This is a genomic window from Cellulosimicrobium sp. NPDC030954 (genome assembly GCF_055571305.1).
Genome location: NZ_JBVIFN010000007.1, coordinates 133,221 through 153,522 on the forward strand (window position 1 = coordinate 133,221; position 20,302 = coordinate 153,522).

General features: G+C 75.2%; 19 protein-coding genes. 9 read left to right on the top strand and 10 right to left on the bottom strand.

The annotated features are described in order from the left end of the window. Positions 1-26 precede the first annotated feature (26 nt). Together ACZ402_RS14850 and ACZ402_RS14855 are read right to left on the bottom strand one after the other, a co-directional pair. Positions 27-539 carry a type III secretion system chaperone family protein gene (locus ACZ402_RS14850; RefSeq protein WP_375824432.1) on the bottom strand — a complete coding sequence of 171 codons (513 nt, stop codon included), beginning with the start codon at positions 537-539 and terminating at the stop codon, positions 27-29. Next, positions 536-1,135, bottom strand: coding sequence for a type III secretion system chaperone family protein (locus ACZ402_RS14855; protein ID WP_375824433.1), 600 nt, complete (start codon positions 1,133-1,135; stop codon positions 536-538). The genes ACZ402_RS14850 and ACZ402_RS14855 overlap by 4 nt, the downstream gene beginning before the upstream one ends. A gap of 74 nt (positions 1,136-1,209) precedes the next feature. Here ACZ402_RS14855 and ACZ402_RS14860 point away from each other — a divergent pair, with 74 nt between their 5' ends. Further along, the gene (locus ACZ402_RS14860; protein ID WP_375824434.1) at positions 1,210-1,836 is read left to right on the top strand and encodes a hypothetical protein; all 627 of its coding nucleotides are present in this window, start codon (positions 1,210-1,212) and stop codon (positions 1,834-1,836) included. Here ACZ402_RS14860 and ACZ402_RS14865 read toward each other — a convergent pair. Genes ACZ402_RS14865 through ACZ402_RS14875 form a run of 3 tightly spaced genes read right to left on the bottom strand, consistent with a single transcriptional unit; the run spans position 1,826 to position 6,332 of the window. Beyond that, positions 1,826-3,874 carry a hypothetical protein gene (locus ACZ402_RS14865; RefSeq protein WP_375824435.1) on the bottom strand — a complete coding sequence of 683 codons (2,049 nt, stop codon included), beginning with the start codon at positions 3,872-3,874 and terminating at the stop codon, positions 1,826-1,828. The two genes, ACZ402_RS14860 and ACZ402_RS14865, sit on opposite strands and share 11 nt — an antisense overlap. Beyond that, complete coding sequence (locus ACZ402_RS14870; RefSeq protein WP_375824436.1) at positions 3,871-5,838, bottom strand: HSP90 family protein; 1,968 nt, start codon at positions 5,836-5,838, stop codon at positions 3,871-3,873. The genes ACZ402_RS14865 and ACZ402_RS14870 overlap by 4 nt, the downstream gene beginning before the upstream one ends. After that, positions 5,835-6,332: a type III secretion system chaperone family protein gene (locus ACZ402_RS14875; protein ID WP_375824437.1), complete on the bottom strand. Its 498-nt coding sequence runs from the start codon at positions 6,330-6,332 to the stop codon at positions 5,835-5,837. The genes ACZ402_RS14870 and ACZ402_RS14875 overlap by 4 nt, the downstream gene beginning before the upstream one ends. Before the next feature lie 177 nt (positions 6,333-6,509). Here ACZ402_RS14875 and miaA point away from each other — a divergent pair, with 177 nt between their 5' ends. Continuing rightward, positions 6,510-7,565 carry a tRNA (adenosine(37)-N6)-dimethylallyltransferase MiaA gene (miaA, locus tag ACZ402_RS14880; protein ID WP_375824438.1) on the top strand — a complete coding sequence of 352 codons (1,056 nt, stop codon included), beginning with the start codon at positions 6,510-6,512 and terminating at the stop codon, positions 7,563-7,565. Beyond that, positions 7,562-8,602 carry a diaminopimelate epimerase gene (gene dapF, locus ACZ402_RS14885; protein ID WP_375824439.1) on the top strand — a complete coding sequence of 347 codons (1,041 nt, stop codon included), beginning with the start codon at positions 7,562-7,564 and terminating at the stop codon, positions 8,600-8,602. Before miaA ends, dapF begins: the two co-directional genes overlap by 4 nt. Before the next feature lie 9 nt (positions 8,603-8,611). On the opposite strand, the gene ACZ402_RS14890 is transcribed toward dapF, so the two are convergent. Continuing rightward, positions 8,612-9,322, bottom strand: coding sequence for a class I SAM-dependent methyltransferase (locus tag ACZ402_RS14890; RefSeq protein ID WP_375824440.1), 711 nt, complete (start codon positions 9,320-9,322; stop codon positions 8,612-8,614). Between the two features lie 158 nt (positions 9,323-9,480). Between ACZ402_RS14890 and hflX the strand changes: the two genes are divergently transcribed. The 3 genes from hflX (at position 9,481) to ACZ402_RS14905 (ending at position 14,342) form a co-directional block, all read left to right on the top strand. Then, the gene (gene hflX / locus ACZ402_RS14895; protein ID WP_375824441.1) at positions 9,481-11,040 is read left to right on the top strand and encodes a GTPase HflX; all 1,560 of its coding nucleotides are present in this window, start codon (positions 9,481-9,483) and stop codon (positions 11,038-11,040) included. Positions 11,041-11,173: 133 nt separating this feature from the next. Continuing rightward, entirely contained in the window at positions 11,174-13,282 is a 2,109-nt protein-coding gene (locus ACZ402_RS14900) for an ATP-dependent DNA helicase (protein WP_375824442.1), read from the top strand. Between the two features lie 49 nt (positions 13,283-13,331). Then, entirely contained in the window at positions 13,332-14,342 is a 1,011-nt protein-coding gene (locus ACZ402_RS14905) for an L-lactate dehydrogenase (protein WP_375824443.1), read from the top strand. Positions 14,343-14,468: 126 nt separating this feature from the next. Here the strand turns inward: ACZ402_RS14905 and lexA are convergent, their stop codons facing one another. After that, a complete protein-coding gene (gene lexA, locus ACZ402_RS14910; RefSeq protein ID WP_375824444.1) occupies positions 14,469-15,203 on the bottom strand; it encodes a transcriptional repressor LexA in 735 nt (244 codons plus the stop codon). Between the two features lie 343 nt (positions 15,204-15,546). Here lexA and ACZ402_RS14915 point away from each other — a divergent pair, with 343 nt between their 5' ends. Next, on the top strand, positions 15,547-15,891 hold the full coding sequence (locus tag ACZ402_RS14915) for a LysM peptidoglycan-binding domain-containing protein (protein WP_375824445.1): 345 nt from the start codon (positions 15,547-15,549) through the stop codon (positions 15,889-15,891). A gap of 441 nt (positions 15,892-16,332) precedes the next feature. After that, positions 16,333-16,872, top strand: a complete 540-nt coding sequence (nrdR, locus tag ACZ402_RS14920) for a transcriptional regulator NrdR (RefSeq protein ID WP_375824446.1) — start codon at positions 16,333-16,335, stop codon at positions 16,870-16,872. Between the two features lie 94 nt (positions 16,873-16,966). On the opposite strand, the gene ACZ402_RS14925 is transcribed toward nrdR, so the two are convergent. Next, positions 16,967-18,055: an aldo/keto reductase gene (locus tag ACZ402_RS14925; RefSeq protein ID WP_375824447.1), complete on the bottom strand. Its 1,089-nt coding sequence runs from the start codon at positions 18,053-18,055 to the stop codon at positions 16,967-16,969. A 167-nt stretch (positions 18,056-18,222) separates the two neighbouring features. On the opposite strand from ACZ402_RS14925, the gene ACZ402_RS14930 reads away from it, so the two are divergent. Beyond that, positions 18,223-18,417: a DUF5302 domain-containing protein gene (locus ACZ402_RS14930; RefSeq protein ID WP_375824448.1), complete on the top strand. Its 195-nt coding sequence runs from the start codon at positions 18,223-18,225 to the stop codon at positions 18,415-18,417. 81 nt (positions 18,418-18,498) lie between these two features. Here ACZ402_RS14930 and ACZ402_RS14935 read toward each other — a convergent pair whose 3' ends face one another. Continuing rightward, on the bottom strand, positions 18,499-18,918 hold the full coding sequence (locus ACZ402_RS14935) for a pyridoxamine 5'-phosphate oxidase family protein (protein WP_375824450.1): 420 nt from the start codon (positions 18,916-18,918) through the stop codon (positions 18,499-18,501). Between the two features lie 119 nt (positions 18,919-19,037). Then, positions 19,038-20,237, bottom strand: coding sequence for a phosphoglycerate dehydrogenase (gene serA / locus ACZ402_RS14940; RefSeq protein ID WP_375824451.1), 1,200 nt, complete (start codon positions 20,235-20,237; stop codon positions 19,038-19,040). Between the last annotated feature and the right edge of the window lie 65 nt (positions 20,238-20,302).

Here is a 20,302-nt window from a genome sequence, read left to right on the forward strand (position 1 = left end):
GCGCGGCCCGGACGTGATGGCCGGCGTCAGTCGTCCAAGGTTCCCGGGGGGAGCTGGGCGCCGATGGCGTGGAAGAGCTGGACGGCTGTCCCCAGGCCGCACGAGACGGTCTGGGCGAGCTGGTCGTCCGTCGCGCCGTGCTCGAGGTCGACGGAGACCTCGGCGTAGAGCGCGAGCCGGCCCGCCTCCTCGCGGACGTAGACCTTGGGCCAGATGCGCTCGCGGTTCCAGTCGTTCACGGCCTGCAGGGTCACGAGCCGGGACTCGAGCGGGAGCGACGTGGACCAGCGGCCCCGCACCTGGAGGATCTCGGAACGGTCGCCGAGCAGCAGGAACCAGAAGCGGTGGCCGTCCCACGTCCCGGTGATGTCCCCGTCGTCGTCCACGCGGAAGTGGTACCCGCGACGCGTGAGGTGGTCGCCGATGCGCGCCATCGACAGCGCGCGCGGCAGCTCCTCCTCGCGCGGGAGCGAGTCGGGCGCCTTGGGGCGGCGGTTGCCGAACAGGCGTGCGAACCAGTTGGTGCGGGCCTGCGTCATGGCGCCTGCCTCGCGGGGTCGGGGTAGAACTCGTCGAGCGCGTCGAAGAACATCGACCCGGTGCTCAGGCCGCACTGGAGGAGCTGGTCGAGCTGGTCGTCCGTCACCCCGTGCTCGAGGTCCACGGTCACCTCGGTGAAGACCTGGATCATCCCGTTGTCGCGCACGCGCGTGTACGTCTTGGGCCAGATCCGGTCCGCGTTCCACTCGTTGCAGAACTCGAGGATCTCCTCCAGCCGCTCGAGCGCGAGGTCGCGGTTCCACTGCCCGCGGACCTGCAGGATCTCGTCGCCGTGGCCGAAGAGCAGGAAGTAGAACAGCCGGCCGTGCCACAGCCCGCCCACGTCGCCGTCGGAGTCGACGAAGTAGCTGTAGCCGCTGTCGGTGATCCACTCGACGACCCGGGAGAGGGACAGCGGGGTCGGGGGTCGCAGCACGTCCGTCGCGACCTGGCCCAGCTCCCGCGCCAGGAGGTCCTCGACCTGCGACTGCAGCTCGTCCCCGGCGCGGCCGGGAACGGCCCCGCCGCCGTCCGGAGCCTCGCCGGGATCACCGTCCCGCCGGTCGTCGTCGTCCTGCGCCCCGAAGAACCTCACCCACCCACCGTACTCGCGCGCGCCCCCGGACGCCGCATCGCCGACGTCGTCCCGGCGACCGCTACGGTGGGCGCGTGACCGTCCGCGCCGTCGTCCTGCCCGGTACCCCGCTGCTCGTCCCCGGCGCCGCGGGTGCCGCCGCGGTGCTCGGCGCCACGCGCACCGCGGCGCTCGCGGCGCTGGGTCGACTGGTGGACGGCGTCCCGTCCCTGCGCGGGGATCGGTCCGCCCCGGCCCCCGTGGTCGTCGTCGCACCGGGAACCGCACGGACGCGGGGACCGGCACGGGCGTCGCTCGCGGCGGCGGGCGTCGCGGACACCTGGCTCGACACCGCCTGGGCCGTCGCGACCCGGGCGGGCGGGCCGGGAGCCCCCGTGGCGGGGACGGCCGCGTCGGTCGGGCTCCTCGCCCTGGCCGGTGCCGGCTGGGCGGGCCCCGTCGACGTCGTCGAGCTCGGTGACGACGAGGCCGCCGCGCAGGCGCTCGGCGCGGACCTCGCGCGGCAGGGTGCGCGGGTCGTCGTCGTGCACGACCCGCGGAGCGCGGCGCCGGACGCCGTGCTCGCCGGGTTCGGAGCCGCGCCCGACGACGGGCACCGCCACGTCGCGACGGGGGAGTACGAGGAGCGCGGCTACGAGGTGCGCTGGTTCGACGACGGCGCCCTCGCCTCCCCGGCGCCGGCCGGGCCCGTCAGCCGCTGAGCCCCGCCCCGACGGCGGCCGCGTCCTGCTCGCGACCGAGGCGGCGCAGCGTCGCGACGAGCTCGTTCGCGACCATCGTCCGAGCGTCGCGGTCGTGGACGATCGCGAAGCCCTCCATCGCGGACTCGAGGAGGTCGACGGCGTCCGCGTCGGCTCCGGCCGCGGTGCGGGAGCGGCCCGCGAGCCAGAACGCGTGGGCGGCGTCGCCGACCTGGCCCGCGCGGGCGAACTCCTCGGCCACGGCCTCGGCGAGCGTGGCCGCGGCGTCGAGCTCTCCTGCGGTCGCCAGCAGCCGGGCACGGGTGTCCCGCAGGTCGCGGCGCTCCCGCTCGTCGGCGGCGGAGTCCCGCTCGACGAGGTCGGCCGCGCGGGTCGCCTGGCCGACGACGTCGGGACCGGCGGCGTCGAGGTCGTCCAGCGTGCGCTGGAGCTGCGCGAGCGCGCCGGTCACGTCGCCGCGCCCGGCCTCCAGCCGTGCCGACGCGCGGACGACCGGACCGACGAACCGGGGGGCGACGCCGCCCGCGCGCAGGAGCGCGAGGGCGTGCACGAACGCCGGGGCGGCGCCGTCGTCGTCGCCCTCGACCGCGGCGAGCTGAGCCGCCTCGGCGAGCGCGAACCCTGCCCGGTCGAGGTGGCCGGCCGACTCCAGCAGCGCTGACGCGCGCCGCAGGAGCTGCGCGGCGCGCACCGGGTCCTCGCCCGTGACGTCGTCGGCGAGCCGGAGCAGACCTTCGGCGTCGGTGGGCTCGTCCCCGGCGTGCTCGGCCTGCCCAGCGTGGTCGGCGCTGTGCTCGGTGCGTGCGAGGTCCGCGGCGGCGTCACCGGTGGGCGCCGGGGCCGGGCCGTCCGACGGGTGCGCCGTCCCCCGGTCGTCCGCCGCGCCGGCGGCGTCGACGGTCGGGGCGGCCGGGGCACCGGCCACGGGCCCCGGTGCGCCCGACAGGACCGAGAGGTCCACGGGCAGCGAGCGCGCCCCGTGGTCCCACGCGGCGCGCAGCCGCTCGGTCGCGGCGGGCGTGCCGTTGCGGTCGTCGAACGAGCGCGCGAGCCCGGCCGCCTCGCGGCGCACCCAGTCGTCGAGCTCGGCGACCGTGGTCGCGGGCACGTCGCGCAGGGCGAGCGGGGCGTCCGCGTGCTCGGCCCGCAGCACGCCCGTCGCGACGCTCACGCTCGTGAGGAAGCCGAGCCGGTCGCCCGGCGAGTCGGCCTCGGTGAGGAACGCCTGGTGCTCGGCGAGCAGGCGCAGCGCGCGCGACGCGTTCCCGGTGCGCGCGAGGAACTCGACGTGCCGGCCCTTCGGGCCCGTCATCGACACGCCGGTGTCGAGATGCCGCAGCCCGCGACGGTGCGTGCGGGCGGCGGCCTCGGCGTCGCCGACCGCGACGTACGCGAGCTGGAGGTGGGAGAGCATGTCGCCGGGCTCCGTGGCGCACGAGGGCGACCCCTGCAGCACCTGCTCGAGCAGCCGGATGCCCTCCTCGTGGCGCCCCGTCTCGAAGAGGTACGCGGCACGGTCGCCCGGCTCGCAGGCCTCGCACTGGGAGTACTCGTCCCGCGGGGTCGCGACCCACGCCCGGTAGGCGTCCTCGACGTCCGCGCCCCCGCGCTCCCGGGCCCACTCGAAGCGCTCCAGCGCGACCGCGTTCGTACCGTTCCCGGCGAGCGCGTAGCGCCGCGCCATGTCGTCGAGCGTGCGCTCGATCTGCGCGGCGGGGACCGTGGGGAACTCCATGAGGTGCCCGACCATCCACTTGAACGACCAGAAGAGCGAGTGCGCGTCCTCGGCGTCGAAGTGCTCGGGGTGCTCGTCCCACCAGCGCAGCAGCTTGGTGAACGGCAGGTAGGCCTTGGTGACCTCGCCGCCCCAGACGAAGGACTCGACGAGGACGAAGAGCGCGTACGCGCGCGCCCCGTCCGGCCCCTCGGCCTCCACGCGCTCGACCTCGGCCGCGGCGGCCGTGGAGCGCGCGAGGCCGTAGGGCATGCGGCGGACGTCGTACAGCGTGGCGTTCACCTGGTCCACGGACCGGGTCATCGGTTCTCCTCGTCGGTGTGCTGGTCGGTGTGCTTGTCGGGGCGGGGGGTCGCGAGGGCGCGGGCCAGCAGGAGCGACAGCGAGTCGTTCATGAGCGTCGCCTCGACGGGCTGCAGCGCCTTGCCCGACGCCAGCACCGCGGTCACGTACAGCGAGCGGGCGCCCGCGGCGCGGACCTCGGCGTCGGGGCTCGCGAGCAGGTCGCGGACCGTGTCGTTGGCGTCGTTGAGGACGAGCCGACGGGGGCGGACCGGGCCGCTGAGGCCCGCGAGGACCTCGCCCCACAGGTCCTCGGTCTCGGCCACGCGGGCCGCCTCGCGCGCGTGGTCGCCGTCGCGGTCGTGCAGCAGCATCGCCGGCAGGGCGTCCGGCTCGTACCGGCGCAGCACGACGTCGCAGTCCTGCTCGGCGAGCGCGGCGTCGAGCGACGCCAGCGCGTCCGCGACCTCGAGCTCGCGCAGGGGCTCGACCTCGTCGAGGACGTGCGCGACGTCGGTGGCGGAGACGGGCGACAGCCGCCACTGCGGGAACCGCGCCGCGACGCGCTCGAGCAGGTCGGCGTCGTAGACGTACCCGCCGTTGACGACGGCGAGGCCCTGGGCCGCCGCGACGGGCGCGATGCGGCGGAACTCCTCGACGCTCGACGTGTAGAGCAGGCGGGCCTGCGGGTGCGCCTCCGCGAGGTCGGCGAGCGTCCCCGTCCCCGCGGTCGTCTCGAACGGCAGCACGCGCGCCGCGACGTCGAGCATCTCGTCGTCGGTGAGCGCGAGCGCCCGGACCGCGAGGTGGTGGGTCTCCAGGAAGCGGCGCGCGAGGACGGTGTCCGTCGCGAGCGTCTCGAGCAGCCACCGGCGGACCTGCGCTCCGAGCGCGTCCCGGGTCGCGAGCAGGACCTCGTCCTCGTACAGGCCCTCGCGCGACGCGGTCGGCCGCAGCACGGACGCGTCGAGGACGCAGCGGACGAAGAACGCCCACGGGGGCAGGAGGTCGTCGACGGCGCTGCCGAGCAGCATGCGCTTGAGGTAGACGCGGTGCCGCGCCGTGGTCGTCGGCGCGACCGCGGCGGGCAGCACGTACCCGACGCCGGACAGCCCCGCGAGGGGCAGGTCGAGGTCGATCCGGGCGAGCGGGCCGAAGCCCAGCGTCCGCTCGGCGTAGGCCGTCAGCGCCGCGTCGCGCGCGGCGGGCGTCGGGTGCGCGGCACGCCAGGGCAGCTCGTCGCCGCTCAGCCGGCGCAGCACGACGGGCGCGTCCGCGCCGACCGGGGCCGCGTCGTCGAGACGCGTCTCGACGAGCAGCTCGACGGGCAGGAGCGAGCCGAAGTCCTGCGCGAGCGCGACCACGGTCTCGGGCGCGAGCCAGTGCTCGGTGTCCCGGCGCGGACGCAGGCGCACGACGCTCCCCGGCTCCGCGGGCGCGTCCGGGTCGTCCGGGCCCAGCTCGACGAGCTCGTACCGCCCGTCGGCGCGGCCCCGCCAGCGCACCGGCGCGACCGGGGCGCCCGACGGGCTCGGGCGGGCCGAGCGCGAGACGAGCTCGATCTCGTCGGCGACCATGAACGCCGAGAGCAGCCCGATGCCGAACTGGCCCAGGAACTCCTCGCGGCCCGAGCCCAGCTCGACGTCGCGCTTGGAGCTGCGACCGATGGTCGCGAGCAGCTCCTGCGCCTCGTCGCGGGTCAGGCCCACGCCCGAGTCGTGCACCTCGAGACCGCCGTCCGGGAGCGGGCGCAGCAGGATGCGGCTCGGTGCCTCCGAGCCCTCCAGCGCGACCCGCGCCGTGATCGCGTCGACCCCGTTCTGCAGGAGCTCGCGCAGGTAGACGCGCGGGCTGGAGTACAGGTGCCGGGCGAGGAGGTCCACGACGCCCCGCAGGTCGACCTGGAACGCCGCCGTCGCCTCCCCGCCCGGGGCCGTGCCGTGCGGGGAGACCCCGCCGTCGGTGCGCTCGTGCGCCGCGCTCACCGCGCGTCGACGTCGGGGCCGTCGGCGACGACGGCCTGCGCCGCGGTGTCGGGGAAGCGCTCGTCGAGCGCGTCGAAGAACTGCAGGCCCGTGAACAGGCCGCACTCGACGAGCTGGCCGAGCTGGTCGTCCGCCGCGCCGAACTCGAGGTCGGTCGCGACCTCGGTGTACACGGCGACCTGGTCGTCCTCGACGCGCGTGTAGACCTTGGGCCAGATCTTGTCGCGGTTGAACTCGTTGGCGACGAGCACGACCTGCGCCTCCGCGGCGGCGGGCAGCGTCCGGTTCCACCGGCCGCGGACCTGCAGGATCTCCTGCTTCTCGCCCATGAGGAAGAAGAAGAACACCTTGCCGTCCCAGTTGCCGCCGAGGTCCCCGTCGGAGTCGACGAAGTACCGCCAGTCGCGGCTCTTGAGGAACGCCTCGACCCGCTCGCGCGTCACCGGCGCGTTCTGGCTGGTCGGGGCGGCGTCCGGCTTGGTGAAGAAACCCATGTGCTCGAGTCCTTGTCGTCGGTGCGTGCGTCCGTGCGCCGCCCGCGGGAGGGCGGGTCGGGGCACGCGACGGGGTCGGTGGCGGGCCCGCGAGCAGGCGGACCGTCCACCGGACACACTACGCATCACCGCCCACACGACCCAGGCCCGGGCGACCCGGCCGGTACCGTTGCGCGGGTGAAGACCGAGCCCGACCCGACCGGCGCGCAGCACGGCGACGACCCGTACGGCCGCCGCGTCGTCGTCGCCGTCGTGGGACCGACCGCCACGGGCAAGTCGGACCTCGCCCTCGACCTGGCCGAGCGGCTGTCCGTGCCCGGCGCGCCGGCGGAGATCGTCAACGCCGACGCGTACCAGCTCTACCGCGGCATGGACGTCGGCACCGCGAAGGTCCCCGTCGACGAGCGCCGCGGCGTGCGCCACCACCTCCTCGACGTGCTCGACCCCGTCGAGGACGCGTCGGTCGCGCGCTACCAGGAGGAGGCCCGCCGGACGCTCGACGAGATCGCCGCGCGCGGGGCGCGCGCCGTCGTCGTGGGCGGGTCGGGCCTCTACGTGCGCGCCCTCCTCGACGACATGCGGTTCCCCGGCACCGACCCCGCCGTGCGCGCGGCGCTCGAGGCGCGTGCCGAGACGGAGGGGACGCGCGCGCTGCACGACGAGCTCGCCCGGCGCGACCCCGCGGCGGCCGCGAGCATCGGCCCCGCCAACACGCGACGGGTCGTCCGCGCCCTGGAGGTCATGGAGCTCACGGGTGAGCCCTTCACCGCGAACCTCCCGCGGCAGGTCTACGTGCGCCCGACCGTCCAGCTCGGCCTCGACTGCGACCGCGCGGTGCTCGACGCGCGCGTCGCGGGCCGGGTCGAGCGGATGTGGGCGCAGGGGCTCGTCGACGAGGTGCGCCGGGTGGAGGCGCGGGGGATGGGCCGGACCGCGCGTCGCGCCGTCGGGTACGCCGAGGTGCTGGCCGCGCTCCACGGCGAGACGACCGAGGACGCCGCGCGCGAGGCCGTCACCGCCAACACGCGCCGCCTCGCGCGCAAGCAGATGGGCTGGTTCGGGCGCGACCCCCGCGTGCGCTGGCTCGACGCGCAGTCCCCGACGCGCGTCGAGGACGCGCTCGCGCTCGTCGCCGTGGCCGACGAGCACGCCGCCGCGTCCGCCCGGGGCGAGGCCGTCGGGCCGGACGAAGCGGACGGCGCCGCACCGGTGCGCCGTAGTCTGGGCTCATGATGCGCACCCGCTTCACCAAGGGCCACGGGACCCGCAACGACTTCGTGCTGCTCGCGGACACGACGGGCGAGCTCGACCTCACGCCCGAGCTCGTGCGCGCGCTCGCGGACCGCCGCGGCGGGATCGGTGGCGACGGCGTCATCCGCCTCGTCCCGACCGCGCTCGTGCCCGAGTCGCGCGAGGTGCTCGCGGAGGACCCGCACGCCATCTGGTTCATGGACTACCGCAACGCCGACGGCTCCGTCGCCGAGATGTGCGGCAACGGCGTGCGCGTGTTCGCCGCGTTCGCCGAGCGGCTCGGGCTCGTGAGCTTCGCGGGCGGGAACGAGGTCCCCGTCGGGACGCGCGCGGGCGTCAAGCGCGTGCGCAAGGAGGACGACGGCTGGTTCGCGGTCGACATGGGCCCGTGGTTCCTCCCCGGCGGCCGGCCCGCGCTGCACGACGGCTACGACGCGACCGTCGTCGTCCGCGGCTGGGAGGTCCCGCGCCCCGCGCTGAGCGTCGACCTCGGCAACCCGCACACGGTGCTCGCCGTCGCGCGCGAGGACGTGCTGGCACACGCGGACCTCACCCAGGCGCCGGTCGTCGAGCCGCACCCGGCGCACGGGACGAACGTCGAGCTCGTGGTGCCGCTGGGTGAGACGACGGCGGACGACGGAACCCTCGTCGGTCGCGTGCGCATGCGCGTCCACGAGCGCGGCGTCGGGGAGACGCCGTCGTGCGGCACCGGTGCGTGCGCCGCGGCGCTCGCGGTCCGGGTCTGGGGCGGCCCGGACGCGCCGGACACCTGGCTCGTCGACGTCCCGGGCGGGACGGTGCGCGTGCGGGCGCTCGAGGGCGACCGCGTCGAGCTCGCGGGACCCGCCGAGCTCGTCTACTCGGGCGAGGTGGACCTGGCGGCGTTCCTGCCCGCGCTCGCGGCGTCGGCCCCCGACGACGGCGTCGACGGCGACGGCGACGGCGCCGACGCCGCCACGACGGCGGACGACCACGAGGCCGAGCCCGTCGCGACCGAGGACGACCGCGCGCCGGTCTGACGGTCGGGCTCAGCCCGGGGCCACGACCTCCAGCACCCGGAACCCCTTCGCGCTCGCGGCGCGCTCGACGACCGCGCCCTGCAGGTGCGGCGGCAGCGCCTCGGCGAGCCACCGCTGGAGCGAGTCCGACCCGAGGTTGCGCTGCACGACGAGGTGCGCGCTCGCGCCCGGCGCGAGGCGCGGGAGCCAGTGCAGCAGCATCGCGTGCAGGACGTCCTTGCCGACCCGGATCGGCGGGTTCGACCACAGCGCGGCGAACGCGACGTCGTCGGGCACGTCGTCCGGCACGACCGCACGGACGTTCGTCAGGCCGAGCCGCTCCGCGTTGCGCCGCACGAGGTCGAGCGCGCGCTCGTTGACGTCGACGGCCCACACGGTCGCGCCCGGAGCTTCCAGGGCCATCGTGAGGGCGACCGGGCCCCAGCCGCAGCCGAGGTCGAGGACGTGCGCGGCGTCGCCGTCGGACCCGCCGTCCGCGCGGGCGGACCGGGCCGCCACGACGTCGTCGAGCGGTGGGGTGGTGCGGAGCAGGACCTGCGTGCCGAGGTCGAGGCGCCCGGGGGAGAAGACGCCGGACGCGACCTCCACCTCGACGTCACGTCCCGCAAGGCGCACGGAGATCGTGCGGCGCTCGGCGGGGGACGCCGGCTTCGCGGTGAAGTAGTGGTCCTGCGTGCTGTCGTGCGCAGGGTCGACGGCGGGGTCCTGGTCCTCGGTCACGTCGGCCGATCCTACGCGGACCGGCACGCGGACGACGGCGGCCGGCTCCGTCCGCGCAGGGCTCACCGGCTTATCCGCTGGCCCCGGGACGATTTCCCGTGCCACGCTTGTTGTGTCACCAGGGCGCACGCGCGCCTCTTCCCGACGAAAGGCGGCACATGAGCGCTACCCCGGCAAACTCACCGGCGAACCCCACCCCGGCTCAGGACGAGCCGACCGGCGCGACGCGGGACATCGCGAGCGACGTCGTGGCGCGGGTGCTCGCTCGGGCCGGGACGGCGCGCGCCGAGGGCGGCACGGTCCACGCACGGCACGACGGCGAGCAGCTCGAGCTCGAGGAGCGCAGCGCGCTGCGCCGCGTGGTCGGCCTGTCGACCGAGCTCGAGGACGTCACCGAGGTCGAGTACCGGCAGCTGCGCCTCGAGAAGGTCGTGCTCGTCGGGCTGTGGAGCCCCGGCTCCGACCCGCGCGAGGACGGCGCCCCCACGTCCGCGGAGGAGGCCGAGATCTCGCTGCGCGAGCTCGCGGCCCTCGCCGAGACGGCGGGCTCCCAGGTGCTCGACGGCGTGATCCAGCGCCGCGCGAAGCCCGACCCGGGCACGTACCTGGGCTCCGGCAAGGCAGCCGAGCTGGCCGACGTCGTCGCCGCCAGCGGAGCCGACACGGTCGTGATCGACGGCGAGCTCGCGCCCTCCCAGCGGCGTGCGCTCGAGGACATCGTCAAGGTCAAGGTGATCGACCGGACCGCCCTGATCCTCGACATCTTCGCCCAGCACGCGAAGTCCCGGGAGGGCAAGGCGCAGGTCGAGCTCGCCCAGCTCGAGTACCTCCTCCCGCGCCTGCGCGGGTGGGGCGAGTCGATGTCCCGGCAGGCCGGTGGTCAGGTCGGCGGGGCGGGCGCGGGCATGGGCTCGCGTGGTCCGGGTGAGACGAAGATCGAGCTGGACCGCCGCCGCATCCGCAACCGCATGGCCAAGCTGCGCCGGGAGATCCAGGCGATGGCCCCGGGCCGCGAGACCAAGCGCGCGTCGCGCAAGCGGCACGCGGTCCCGTCCGTCGCGATCGCGGGCTACACGAACGCGGGCAAGTCGAGCCTGCTCAACGCCATCACGGGCGCGGGCGTGCTCGTCGAGAACGCCCTGTTCGCGACGCTCGACCCCACGGTGCGCCGCACGCGCACCGAGGACGGTCGCGTGTACACGCTCGCCGACACCGTCGGGTTCGTCCGCGCGCTGCCGCACCAGCTCGTCGAGGCGTTCCGGTCGACGCTCGAGGAGGTCGGCGACGCCGACCTGCTGCTCCACGTGGTGGACGCGTCGCACCCCGACCCGGAGGGCCAGATCGCGGCGGTGCGCCACGTCCTGGCCGACATCCCGGGCGTGGAGGACGTGCCCGAGGTGATCGTCCTCAACAAGGCCGACGTCGCGGACCCCGAGACGATCGCGCGGATCCGGCTGCGCGAGCGGCGCACGGTGGTGGTCTCGGCGCACACGGGCGAGGGGATCGAGCACCTGCGCGAGCTCATCGCGCACGAGCTGCCCCGCCCGGACGTCGAGATCGACGTCGTCGTCCCCTACCACCGCGGCGACCTCGTGCACCGGGTCCACACCGAGGGCGAGATCGACCACGAGGAGCACACGCCCGAGGGCACGCTGCTGCGCGGTCGCGTCGCCCAGGCGCTCGCGACCGAGCTCGTCGGGGCCTCGGCCCAGGGCTGACCGGCCCGCACCGGACCTCGGCCCGACGCTCTCCACGGCCCCGTGCGGCTCCTGCCGCACGGGGCCGTGCCGTGCCCGGCGCCGTCGTCCACAGGGCCTCCGCCCCGTGGGTGACCGACCGTAGACTCGGCGGGTGCCCCCCTCCACGCGACCTGCCCCCGACCGCGTCGACGCCGAGGGGCCGGGGACGACGGCCGGCACCGCGGGAGGCGACGTGCCCGACGTCGACGCGCTGCTCGACGTCGCCGTCACGCGGCTGGGCGGCGCGCGGCGCGACGGCCAGCACGCGATGGTACGCGCGGTCACCGACGCGATCGAGGGGTCGGAGCACCTCGTGGTGCAGGCGGGCACGGGCACGGGCAAGTCGCTCGGGTACCTCGTGCCCGCGGTGCGGCACGCGGTGGCGACCGACGAGCGGGTGATCGTCTCGACCGCGACGCTGGCGCTCCAGCGCCAGGTCATCACGCGCGACCTCCCGCTCGTCGCCGACGCCGTCGCTGACCGCCTCCCGCGCCCCGCGACGATCGCGCTCCTCAAGGGCTGGCACAACTACCTGTGCGTCCACAAGATCGCGGGCGGGTACCCGGCCGACGAGCCGACGCTGTTCGACCTGCCGGGCGAGTCCGCGGGCGCCGCCGACCACCCCGCCGCACGCGGCGGGACCAGCGCCGCGGCGCTCGGCGAGCAGGTCGTGCGCCTGCGCGAGTGGGCCGACGAGACGTCGACCGGGGACCGGGACGACCTCGTGCCGGGGGTGAGCGACAAGGCGTGGCGGCAGGTCTCGGTCACGGCGCTCGAGTGCCTCGGCCAGCGGTGCCCCCTGCTCGCCGAGTGCTTCCCCGAGAAGGCGCGCGCGACGGCACGGGAGGCCGACGTCGTGGTGACCAACCACGCGATGCTCGGCATCGCCGCGATGGGCTCGCCCGGCGTGCTGCCCGAGCACGACGTGCTCGTCGTCGACGAGGCGCACGAGCTCGCCGACCGGGTGACCGCGGCGGCGACGGTCGACCTCTCCGTCCCGGCGATCGAGAGCGCGGCCCGCCTCGCGCGGCGGCACGGGGGCGTCACGACGGACGCGCTGGACGCGGCCTCGGCCGCGTTCGGCACGGTCGTCGGAGCGCTGCCCGCCGAGCGGTTCCCGGACGGGCTGCCCGAGGGCGCGCGCTCCGCCGTCGCCGCCGTGCGCGACGCCGCGCGCGAGGTGCTCTCGACGCTCAAGCCCGAGACCGGGGTCACCAAGCCGGCCCAGCCCGACTCCGGCCTGAAGATGGCGCAGTCGACCATGCTGCAGCTCTTCGAGGTCGCCGAGCGCATGGCCGCGGACCCGACCGGGCACGACGTGCTCTGGTGCTCCCGGCCCGGCGAGGGCGGTTGGTCGGCCGACCGGTTCGGGGAGGGCGCGAGCCGCCTGCACGCCGCCCCGCTGGGCGTCGCGGGCCTCATCCGCACGCACCTGCTCGCCGAGCGCACCGGGGTCTTCACCTCGGCGACGCTCGCGCTCGGCGGGAGCTTCGACGCCGTCGCGCGCACCTTCGGGCTCGGCGGCGGCGAGAGCGGGGACGCCGACGCGCCGCGGTGGCGCGGGCTCGACGTCGGCAGCCCGTTCGACTACGCGCGGCAGGGCATCCTCTACGTCGCCAAGCGGCTGCCGACGCCCGGCCGCGAGGCGTCCACGGAGCACCAGCTCGACGAGATCGCCGCGCTCGTGGAAGCGGCGGGCGGCCGCACGCTCGGCCTGTTCTCGTCGCGTCGCGCCGCGGTGGCCGCTGCGGAGGCGATGCGCGAGCGGCTCGACGTGCCGATCCTGTGCCAGGGCGACGACCAGCTCCCCACGCTCGTGCGCGAGTTCGCCGACGACCCGGCGACGTGCCTGTTCGGCACGCTGTCGCTGTGGCAGGGCGTCGACGTCCCGGGGCCGTCGTGCCATCTCGTGCTCATCGACCGGATCCCGTTCCCGCGCCCGGACGACCCGGTGAAGTCGGCGCGGGCCCGTGCCGTCGAGGCCGCGGGCGGCAACGGGTTCATGCAGGTCTCGGCGACGCACGCCGCGCTCCTGCTGGCGCAGGGCGCCGGTCGGCTCGTCCGGTCGACGGCGGACCGTGGCGTGGTCGCGGTCCTCGACCCGCGCCTCGTGACCGCGCGCTACGGGACGTTCCTCACGCGGTCCATGCCGGGGTTCTGGCAGACGACGGACCGTGACGTCGCCACCGCTGCGCTCCGGCGCCTCACCGCTCTAGGCTGAGTCCTTTCCCGCGAGCATCAGGGAACCCAGCGAACTTCACGGAGGCGACATGACGACGAGCACGTCCCCGCACGGCACGGGCGACGCGACCACGGGCGGGCCGGGAGGGGGAGCGCGGACGACCAAGCTGGCGATCGTCGGCGCGGGCGCCGTCGGGTCGACGCTGGCCTACGCGGCCCTCATGCGCGGGGCCGCGCGCACGGTCGCGCTCCTGGACGTGAACCGGGCGAAGGTCGAGGCGGAGGTGCTCGACCTCCAGCACGGCATCCAGTTCATGCCGATGGCCCGCGTCGAGGGGTCGGACGACGTCGCGGTGTGCGCAGGGGCCGACGTGGTCGTCGTGACGGCCGGGGCCAAGCAGAAGCCCGGCCAGACGCGGCTCGACCTCGCCGAGGGCACGATCGGCCTCATGCGCACGATCCTTCCCGGGCTGGTGGAGGTCGCCCCGGACGCGGTCTACGTCATGGTGACGAACCCGGTCGACATCGTCACGTACGCGGCGCTCAAGTTCTCGGGGCTGCCACCGTCGCAGCTCTTCGGCAGCGGGACGGTGCTCGACTCGTCGCGCCTGCGCTTCCTCGTGGCCCAGCACTGCGGCGTGGCGGTGCAGAACGTCCACGCGTACATCGCCGGCGAGCACGGCGACAGCGAGATCCCGCTATGGAGCTCGGCGACCATCGGCGGCGTGCCGCTCCTCGAGTGGCCGGGACTCGGTGGCCGTGGCCCGCTGACCGAGGCGGTGCGCGACGACATCGCGCGCGAGGTCGTGCAGTCGGCCTATCGGATCATCGAGGGCAAGGGGGCGACGAACTACGCCGTCGGGCTCGCGGGCACGCGCATCATCGAGGCCGTGCTCGACGACGAGCACCGCATCCTGCCCGTCTCGACGCTGCTCGACGGCGCGTACGGGCTCGACGACGTGTGCCTCTCGCTGCCCACGCTCGTCGACCGTCGCGGCGCCAGCGAGCGGGTCGAGGTGCCGCTGGCCGCGGCAGAGCTCGCCGGGCTGCGCTCGTCCGCGGAGTCGCTGCGGGGCGTCGCCCGGCGCTTCGGCCTCTGACCCACCGGGCCCGCCGACGGGGTCCGCGCACCGCGAGAGCCGGGTGGTCGACGACCACCCGGCTCTCGCCGTGCTCGGTGACTGTGACTGTGACGGGGACGACGACGGGGACCGGACCCCGTGCGCTCAGAGGCTGCGCAGGACGGAGACGACGCGCCCGAGGACCTGGGCGTCGTCGCCCGGGATCGGGTCGTACGCCGCGTTGTGCGGCATGAGCCAGACGCGACCGTCCGCGCGGCGCAGGGACTTCACCGTGGCCTCGCCGTCGATCATCGCCGCGACGATCTCGCCGTTCTCCGCCACGGGCTGGCGGCGTACGACGACCCAGTCGCCGTCGCAGATCGCGGCGTCGACCATCGAGTCGCCCTGCACCCGCAGGAGGAAGAGCTCGCCCTCGCCGACGAGCTGGCGGGGCAGCGGGAAGACGTCCTCGACGACCTGCTCCGCGAGGATCGGGCCGCCGGCGGCGATGCGGCCGACCACCGGGACGTACGACGGCGCCGGGTGCGCCTCGTCGTACGCGGGCTCGGTCGCGGAGCCCGCCGCCGTGAGCGGGGTGGCGCGGCGCGCGTCGTCCGGTTGAACGACCTCGATCGCGCGGGGGCGGTTCGGGTCGCGCCGCAGGAACCCCTTGCGCTCGAGCGTCGTGAGCTGGTGCTTCACCGACGACGGGCTCGTCAGGCCCACGGCCTCGCCGATCTCCCGCATGCTCGGCGGGTAGCCGCGCTGCTCGACGCACGCGCGGATGGTCTCGAGCACGAGGCGCTGCCGCGGCGTGAGCCCGTCACCTCCCGCCGACCCGTCCGGGAGCTCGCGCACCTCGGCGAGCCCCCGTGCCCTGTCCGTGCCTCGTCCCGCCATGGTCGCTCCGCCTTCGTCCGTCGCGGCCGCCGACGCCTCCCGGGCCTGCAGCCTCCCCTCCCCGGCGCGTGCGCTCCGGGACCTCGGTCGCCCCTCCGGGTCCGAGCGGACATGTCCGGCGAACCGACCTGACCCCAGGCTAGGGGAGGTTGCGACACGAATCAAACACCTGTTCGAGCATGTCTCGACTCCGTGGGTCGTTCGTGATAGACCTTCGTACAGGTGTTCTACGTACACGTGTTCGACCGGTCCGGGTCGGCGCGGAGGCGAAGGGCTCGCGGCGTCCGATCGACCGGGGAAGGCGATCGGGCCCGCGGGCCGGGACGGAGCAGGGATGGATGCGATGACGATCTCGACGGTCGGGCCCCTCGGCCCTGGGGCAGGGCGAGCGGGGGAGCGGCCGCTGCGGCTCACGCGGCGGGGCCGCGTGGTCCTCGTGCTCCTGGCCGCCGTGGTCCTGCTGCTCGCCGCACGGGTGGGCGTCGCCGTCGCGAGCGGTCCGGGAGAGCCTCTGGAGGTCCGGGTCCACGTCGTGAGTTCGGGCGAGACCCTCTGGGAGCTCGCGCAGGGCGTGGCGGCCCCGGGCGAGGACCTGCGCGACGTCGTGAGCGGGCTCGCCGAGCTCAACGGGCTCTCGTCGTCGGGCCTCCAGGCCGGTCAGAGGATCCTCCTGCCGACATCCGCCTGACGCCGAGCCCCGCGGTCTCAGGGGGCCGGTGCGGTGTGACGCAGGACGGTGCGGTGTGACGCAGGACACGGGAGGAAACGGCTCCGCACGGTGCGCAGGGGTTGCGGTGGCATTTAGGTCACCCTAAGTTAGTGTCACCTCACAACGCCGGCTGGGGGGCTGGGCGGACGAGGCGAGGAGCACGCGGTCCACCGCGACTCCTGTGCACGTCACCGCGCGTGAGGCGAGTCACGCGCGAGATGGGGACGGGGGCGTCCCGACGGGGGCGGTCGAACACGACCGCCCCCGTTCTGCCGTCCACGCGCCCCGGTGCGGCTGCCCGCGCGCCGCCGCGTCACCGCGCGCGAGCCGCCGGCGTCGGAGGCGTGTTGCACCGTCCTGCCGCGACGGCATACGTTCGTCGCGCCGACCTGTCGGCGCGAACCCGCGGAGGAGCCCGCCATGCACTGCCCGTTCTGCCGCCACGCGGACTCCCGCGTCGTCGACTCGCGCACCTCGGACGACGGCGCGTCGATCCGTCGGCGCCGTCAGTGCCCCGAGTGCAACCGCCGATTCACGACGATCGAGACCGCGAGCCTGTCCGTGGTCAAGCGCTCCGGCGTGACGGAGCCCTTCTCGCGCGAGAAGATCGTCAACGGCGTGCGCAAGGCCTGTCAGGGGCGGCCCGTCAACGAGGACGACCTGGCGGTGCTCGCGCAGCGCGTCGAGGAGACCATCCGGGCGAGCGGCAGCGCCGAGCTCGACGCGTACGAGATCGGGCTCGCGATCCTCGGGCCGCTGCGCGAGCTCGACGAGGTCGCCTACCTGCGCTTCGCGAGCGTCTACCAGGCGTTCGACTCGCTCGAGGACTTCGAGAGCGCGATCACCTCGCTGCGCGTCGAGCGCGAGGAGCGCGAGACGGCCGCGGCGCGGGCCGAGGAGGGCTCGGGCAGCACCGCTGCGGACGCCGACGTGCGCGAGCACACCGCACCGCACGCCTGAGGCGTCGCGCGCAAGGTCACGTCGCGGCGCCGTGCGCGAGGTCACGTGGTGCCCCCGGCGGAGGGCCCGGGTCGTCGACGTTCGCCCGGCGGGCCTACAGGTCGCTGGACCGCGACGCCCAGATGTTGATGCCGGTGTCCGCGGGCAGCGCGTCGACGGCGGCGAGCTCCTCGGCGGAGAGCGGCGGCGCGTCGAGCGCGGCGAGGTTCTCGTCGAGCTGTCGCGTCGAGCTCGCGCCGAGCAGCACGGAGGTGACCCGCTCGTCCCGCATCGCCCAGAGGATCGCCGTCGTGGCGAGGCTGCGCCCGTGGGCGCGGGCGAGGTCGTCGAGCCGGCGGACGTGGTCGAGGTTCGCCTCCGAGAGGAATGCCGGTCGCAGCGGCCCCCCGCGCGCCGCGCGCGAGTCGTCCGGGACCCCGTGCAGGTACCGGTCGGTGAGCATCCCCTGGGCGAGCGGCGAGAAGGCGACGACGCCGAGTCCCTCGGCGCCGGCGACGTCGAGCACGGACGCGCCTGCGGGGTCGTGCGGGTCGGGCTCCTCGACCCACCGGTTGAGCATCGAGTACGACACCTGGGTCACGACGAGGTCGACGCCCACCTGCTCCGCGACCTGCAGCGCCTCCCGGGTGCGGCGCGCCGAGTAGGACGAGATGCCCGCGTACCGCGCGCGCCCCGAACGGACCGCGGTGGCGAGCGCGCCGACGGTCTCCTCGAGCGGCGTCGTCGGGTCGAAGCGGTGGGAGTAGAAGATGTCGACGTGGTCGAGCCCGAGGCGACGCAGCGAGGCGTCGAGCGAGGAGAGCAGGTACTTGCGCGAGCCGCCCTCGCCGTAGGGACCGGGCCCCATGCGGTAGCCGGCCTTGGTCGTCACGACGAGCTCGTCGCGCACGGGCCGCAGCTCGCGCGCGAGGAGGTGCCCCAGCGACTCCTCGGCCGCTCCGCCCGGCGGGCCGTAGTTGTTCGCGAGGTCGAGGTGGGTCACCCCGCGGTCGACCGCGTGCAGCACGATCTCGCGCTGCGTCGCCCGCGGGTCGGCGTCGCCGAAGTTCTGCCACAGACCCAGCGACACCGCCGGCAGCGCCAGCCCGGAACGGCCGAGACGGCGGTGCGGCAGCGGGGCGTGGTCCGCGGACGACGCCGCGGAGGGGCCGGCGGCGGGGGCGGTGGAGGAGTCGGTCGGCACGGGGCCGACGCTACCGGACGCCACCCGACCGTCCCTCGGGGAGCGGCTGACCGGCGGACAAATCAGGTGGCGTCCGGCGTCGGGGTGCGGGAGGCTGGTCGAGGTGCCCGCACCGTCGGGCCGACCGCAGTGCACGACCGAGTTCCCCCATCGACGAGGAGACCGCCATGGCGTCCGACCAGCAGCGATCCGCTGCAGACACCGCACCGACCGACGAGGCCAAGGCGAAGTTCCGGGAGGCGCTCGACCGGAAGAACGCCGCACGCCACCGCACGGCCGACGGCGAGTCCAACACCGGGGCGGTGCACGGGTCCGAGACCGTGGGCCCGGTCCAGCGCACGTTCCGCCGCAAGTCGGGCTGACCGCCGGTCCGGCTCAGCGCTCGTCGTCCGGTCGCCCCGTCGGGGTGGCCGGACGACGCACGTCCGGGGCGACGACGGTCGCTAGGCTTCCGAACGGGCGAAGCGTCGCCCGGTCAGCTCGCGGACCTCGATGACGACCCACTCCTCGGTCGGCACGTCGACGACGGGGACGAGCGGGGCCGCGTCCGCCAGGACGGCGTCGACCTCGTGCTCGGAGCGCACCCGGCGCGCGGTGCCGCGGGCGACGACGCTCCAGGCCCCGTCGTCGTCGACGTGGTCCCACTCGAGCGCGACCCGCTCGTTGGTCGCGAGGGTCGCGAGCTTGGTCCCCGGCACGGTGCGGAACGCGAGCGTGCGCCCGTGCGCGCGGACGGTCACGGGGTAGATGTCCGGCTCGCCCCGCACGCTCACGGCGAGGCGTGCGACGTGGGTCCCCTCCACGAGGTCCCACGACGCGTCCGCGTCGAGGATCTGCGGCCCGTCGTGCGTGTATCCGGTCATGCCTCATCGTGGCACCGCCGAGCGCGGGGCGCTCAGCGGCGAAGGTCATGCCGCCCGAGGACCTTCGCCGCGTGCGCCGGGGCCACCGGTGCACGCGGCGAAGGCGCTCGTGGTGAGCGTCAGTCGAGGACGCGCAGGGCGATCGTCTGCTCCATCGCGGCGAGCGCCTCGATGACGGCGGGCTCGACGCGCGAGCCGACGTCCGTGACGACGTAGCCGATCTCGCCACGCGTGGCGAGGAGCTGACCCTCGATGTTCGTGCCGTGCTCCGCGAGGGTCGCGTTGACGGCCGCGAGGACGCCCGGCGTGTTCCGGTGCAGGTGCGTGATGCGCGTGATCCCGGTCGTCTGCTCGAGCGCGAGGTTCGGCACGTTGACGCTGAGCGTCGTCGAGCCCGTCGTGAGGTAGTCGCGCAGCTTGGCCGAGACGAACTGGCCGATCGCCTCCTGCGCCTCCTCGGTGGAGCCGCCGATGTGCGGCGTGAGGATGACGTTCGGCAGGCCGCGCAGCTCGGAGTCGAACGCGTCGCCCTTGCGCTTGGGCTCCTGCGGGAACACGTCGACGGCGGCACCGGAGACGCGGCCCTCCTCGATCGCCTCGCGCAGCGCGCCGTAGTCCACGACGAACCCGCGCGACAGGTTGAGGAAGATCGAGCCCTGCCGCATGCGGGCGAACTGCTTGGCGCCGAACAGCCCGGCGTTGCCCTGGCGGCCGTCGACGTGCAGCGTGACGACGTCCGCCTGCTCCAGCAGCTCGTCGAGCGTGTCCATGCGTCGCGCGTTGCCGAGCGCGAGCTTCTCCGCCGTGTCGTAGAAGACCACGGACATGCCGAGGTTCTCGGCCACGACCGAGAGCTGGGTGCCGATGTTGCCGTAGCCCACGATGCCGAGCGTGCGGCCGCGGACCTCGTGCGCGCCCTCGGCCGACTTGTCCCAGCGGCCCTCGTGCAGCGCGCGGTCGCGCTCGGTGAGGCGGCGCGTGAGCGCGATGATCTCGGCGAGCGCGAGCTCGACGACGGAGCGCGTGTTCTGGAACGGGGCGTTGAACACGGCGACGCCCTGCGACGCGGCGGAGCGCAGGTCGATCTGGTTCGTGCCGATGCAGAACGCGCCGAGCGCCACCAGGTCGGGGGCGTTCTCGAGCACGTTCGCGGTGACGTTCGTCTTGGACCGGATCCCGAGGAGGTGGACCCCGTCGAGGGCCTCGATCAGCTCGGACTCGTCGAGGGCGCCGGAACGGACGGTGACGTCGATGCCCGCCGCCTCGAGGTTCGAGGCAGCGAGGGGGTGCAGGTTTTCAAGGAGGAGGGCGCGTAGCACGCTCCCATGGTGCGCCCGGTCCGTGGTCCGGACCAAACGGGTCTTGACACTCGGGACGAGGTGAA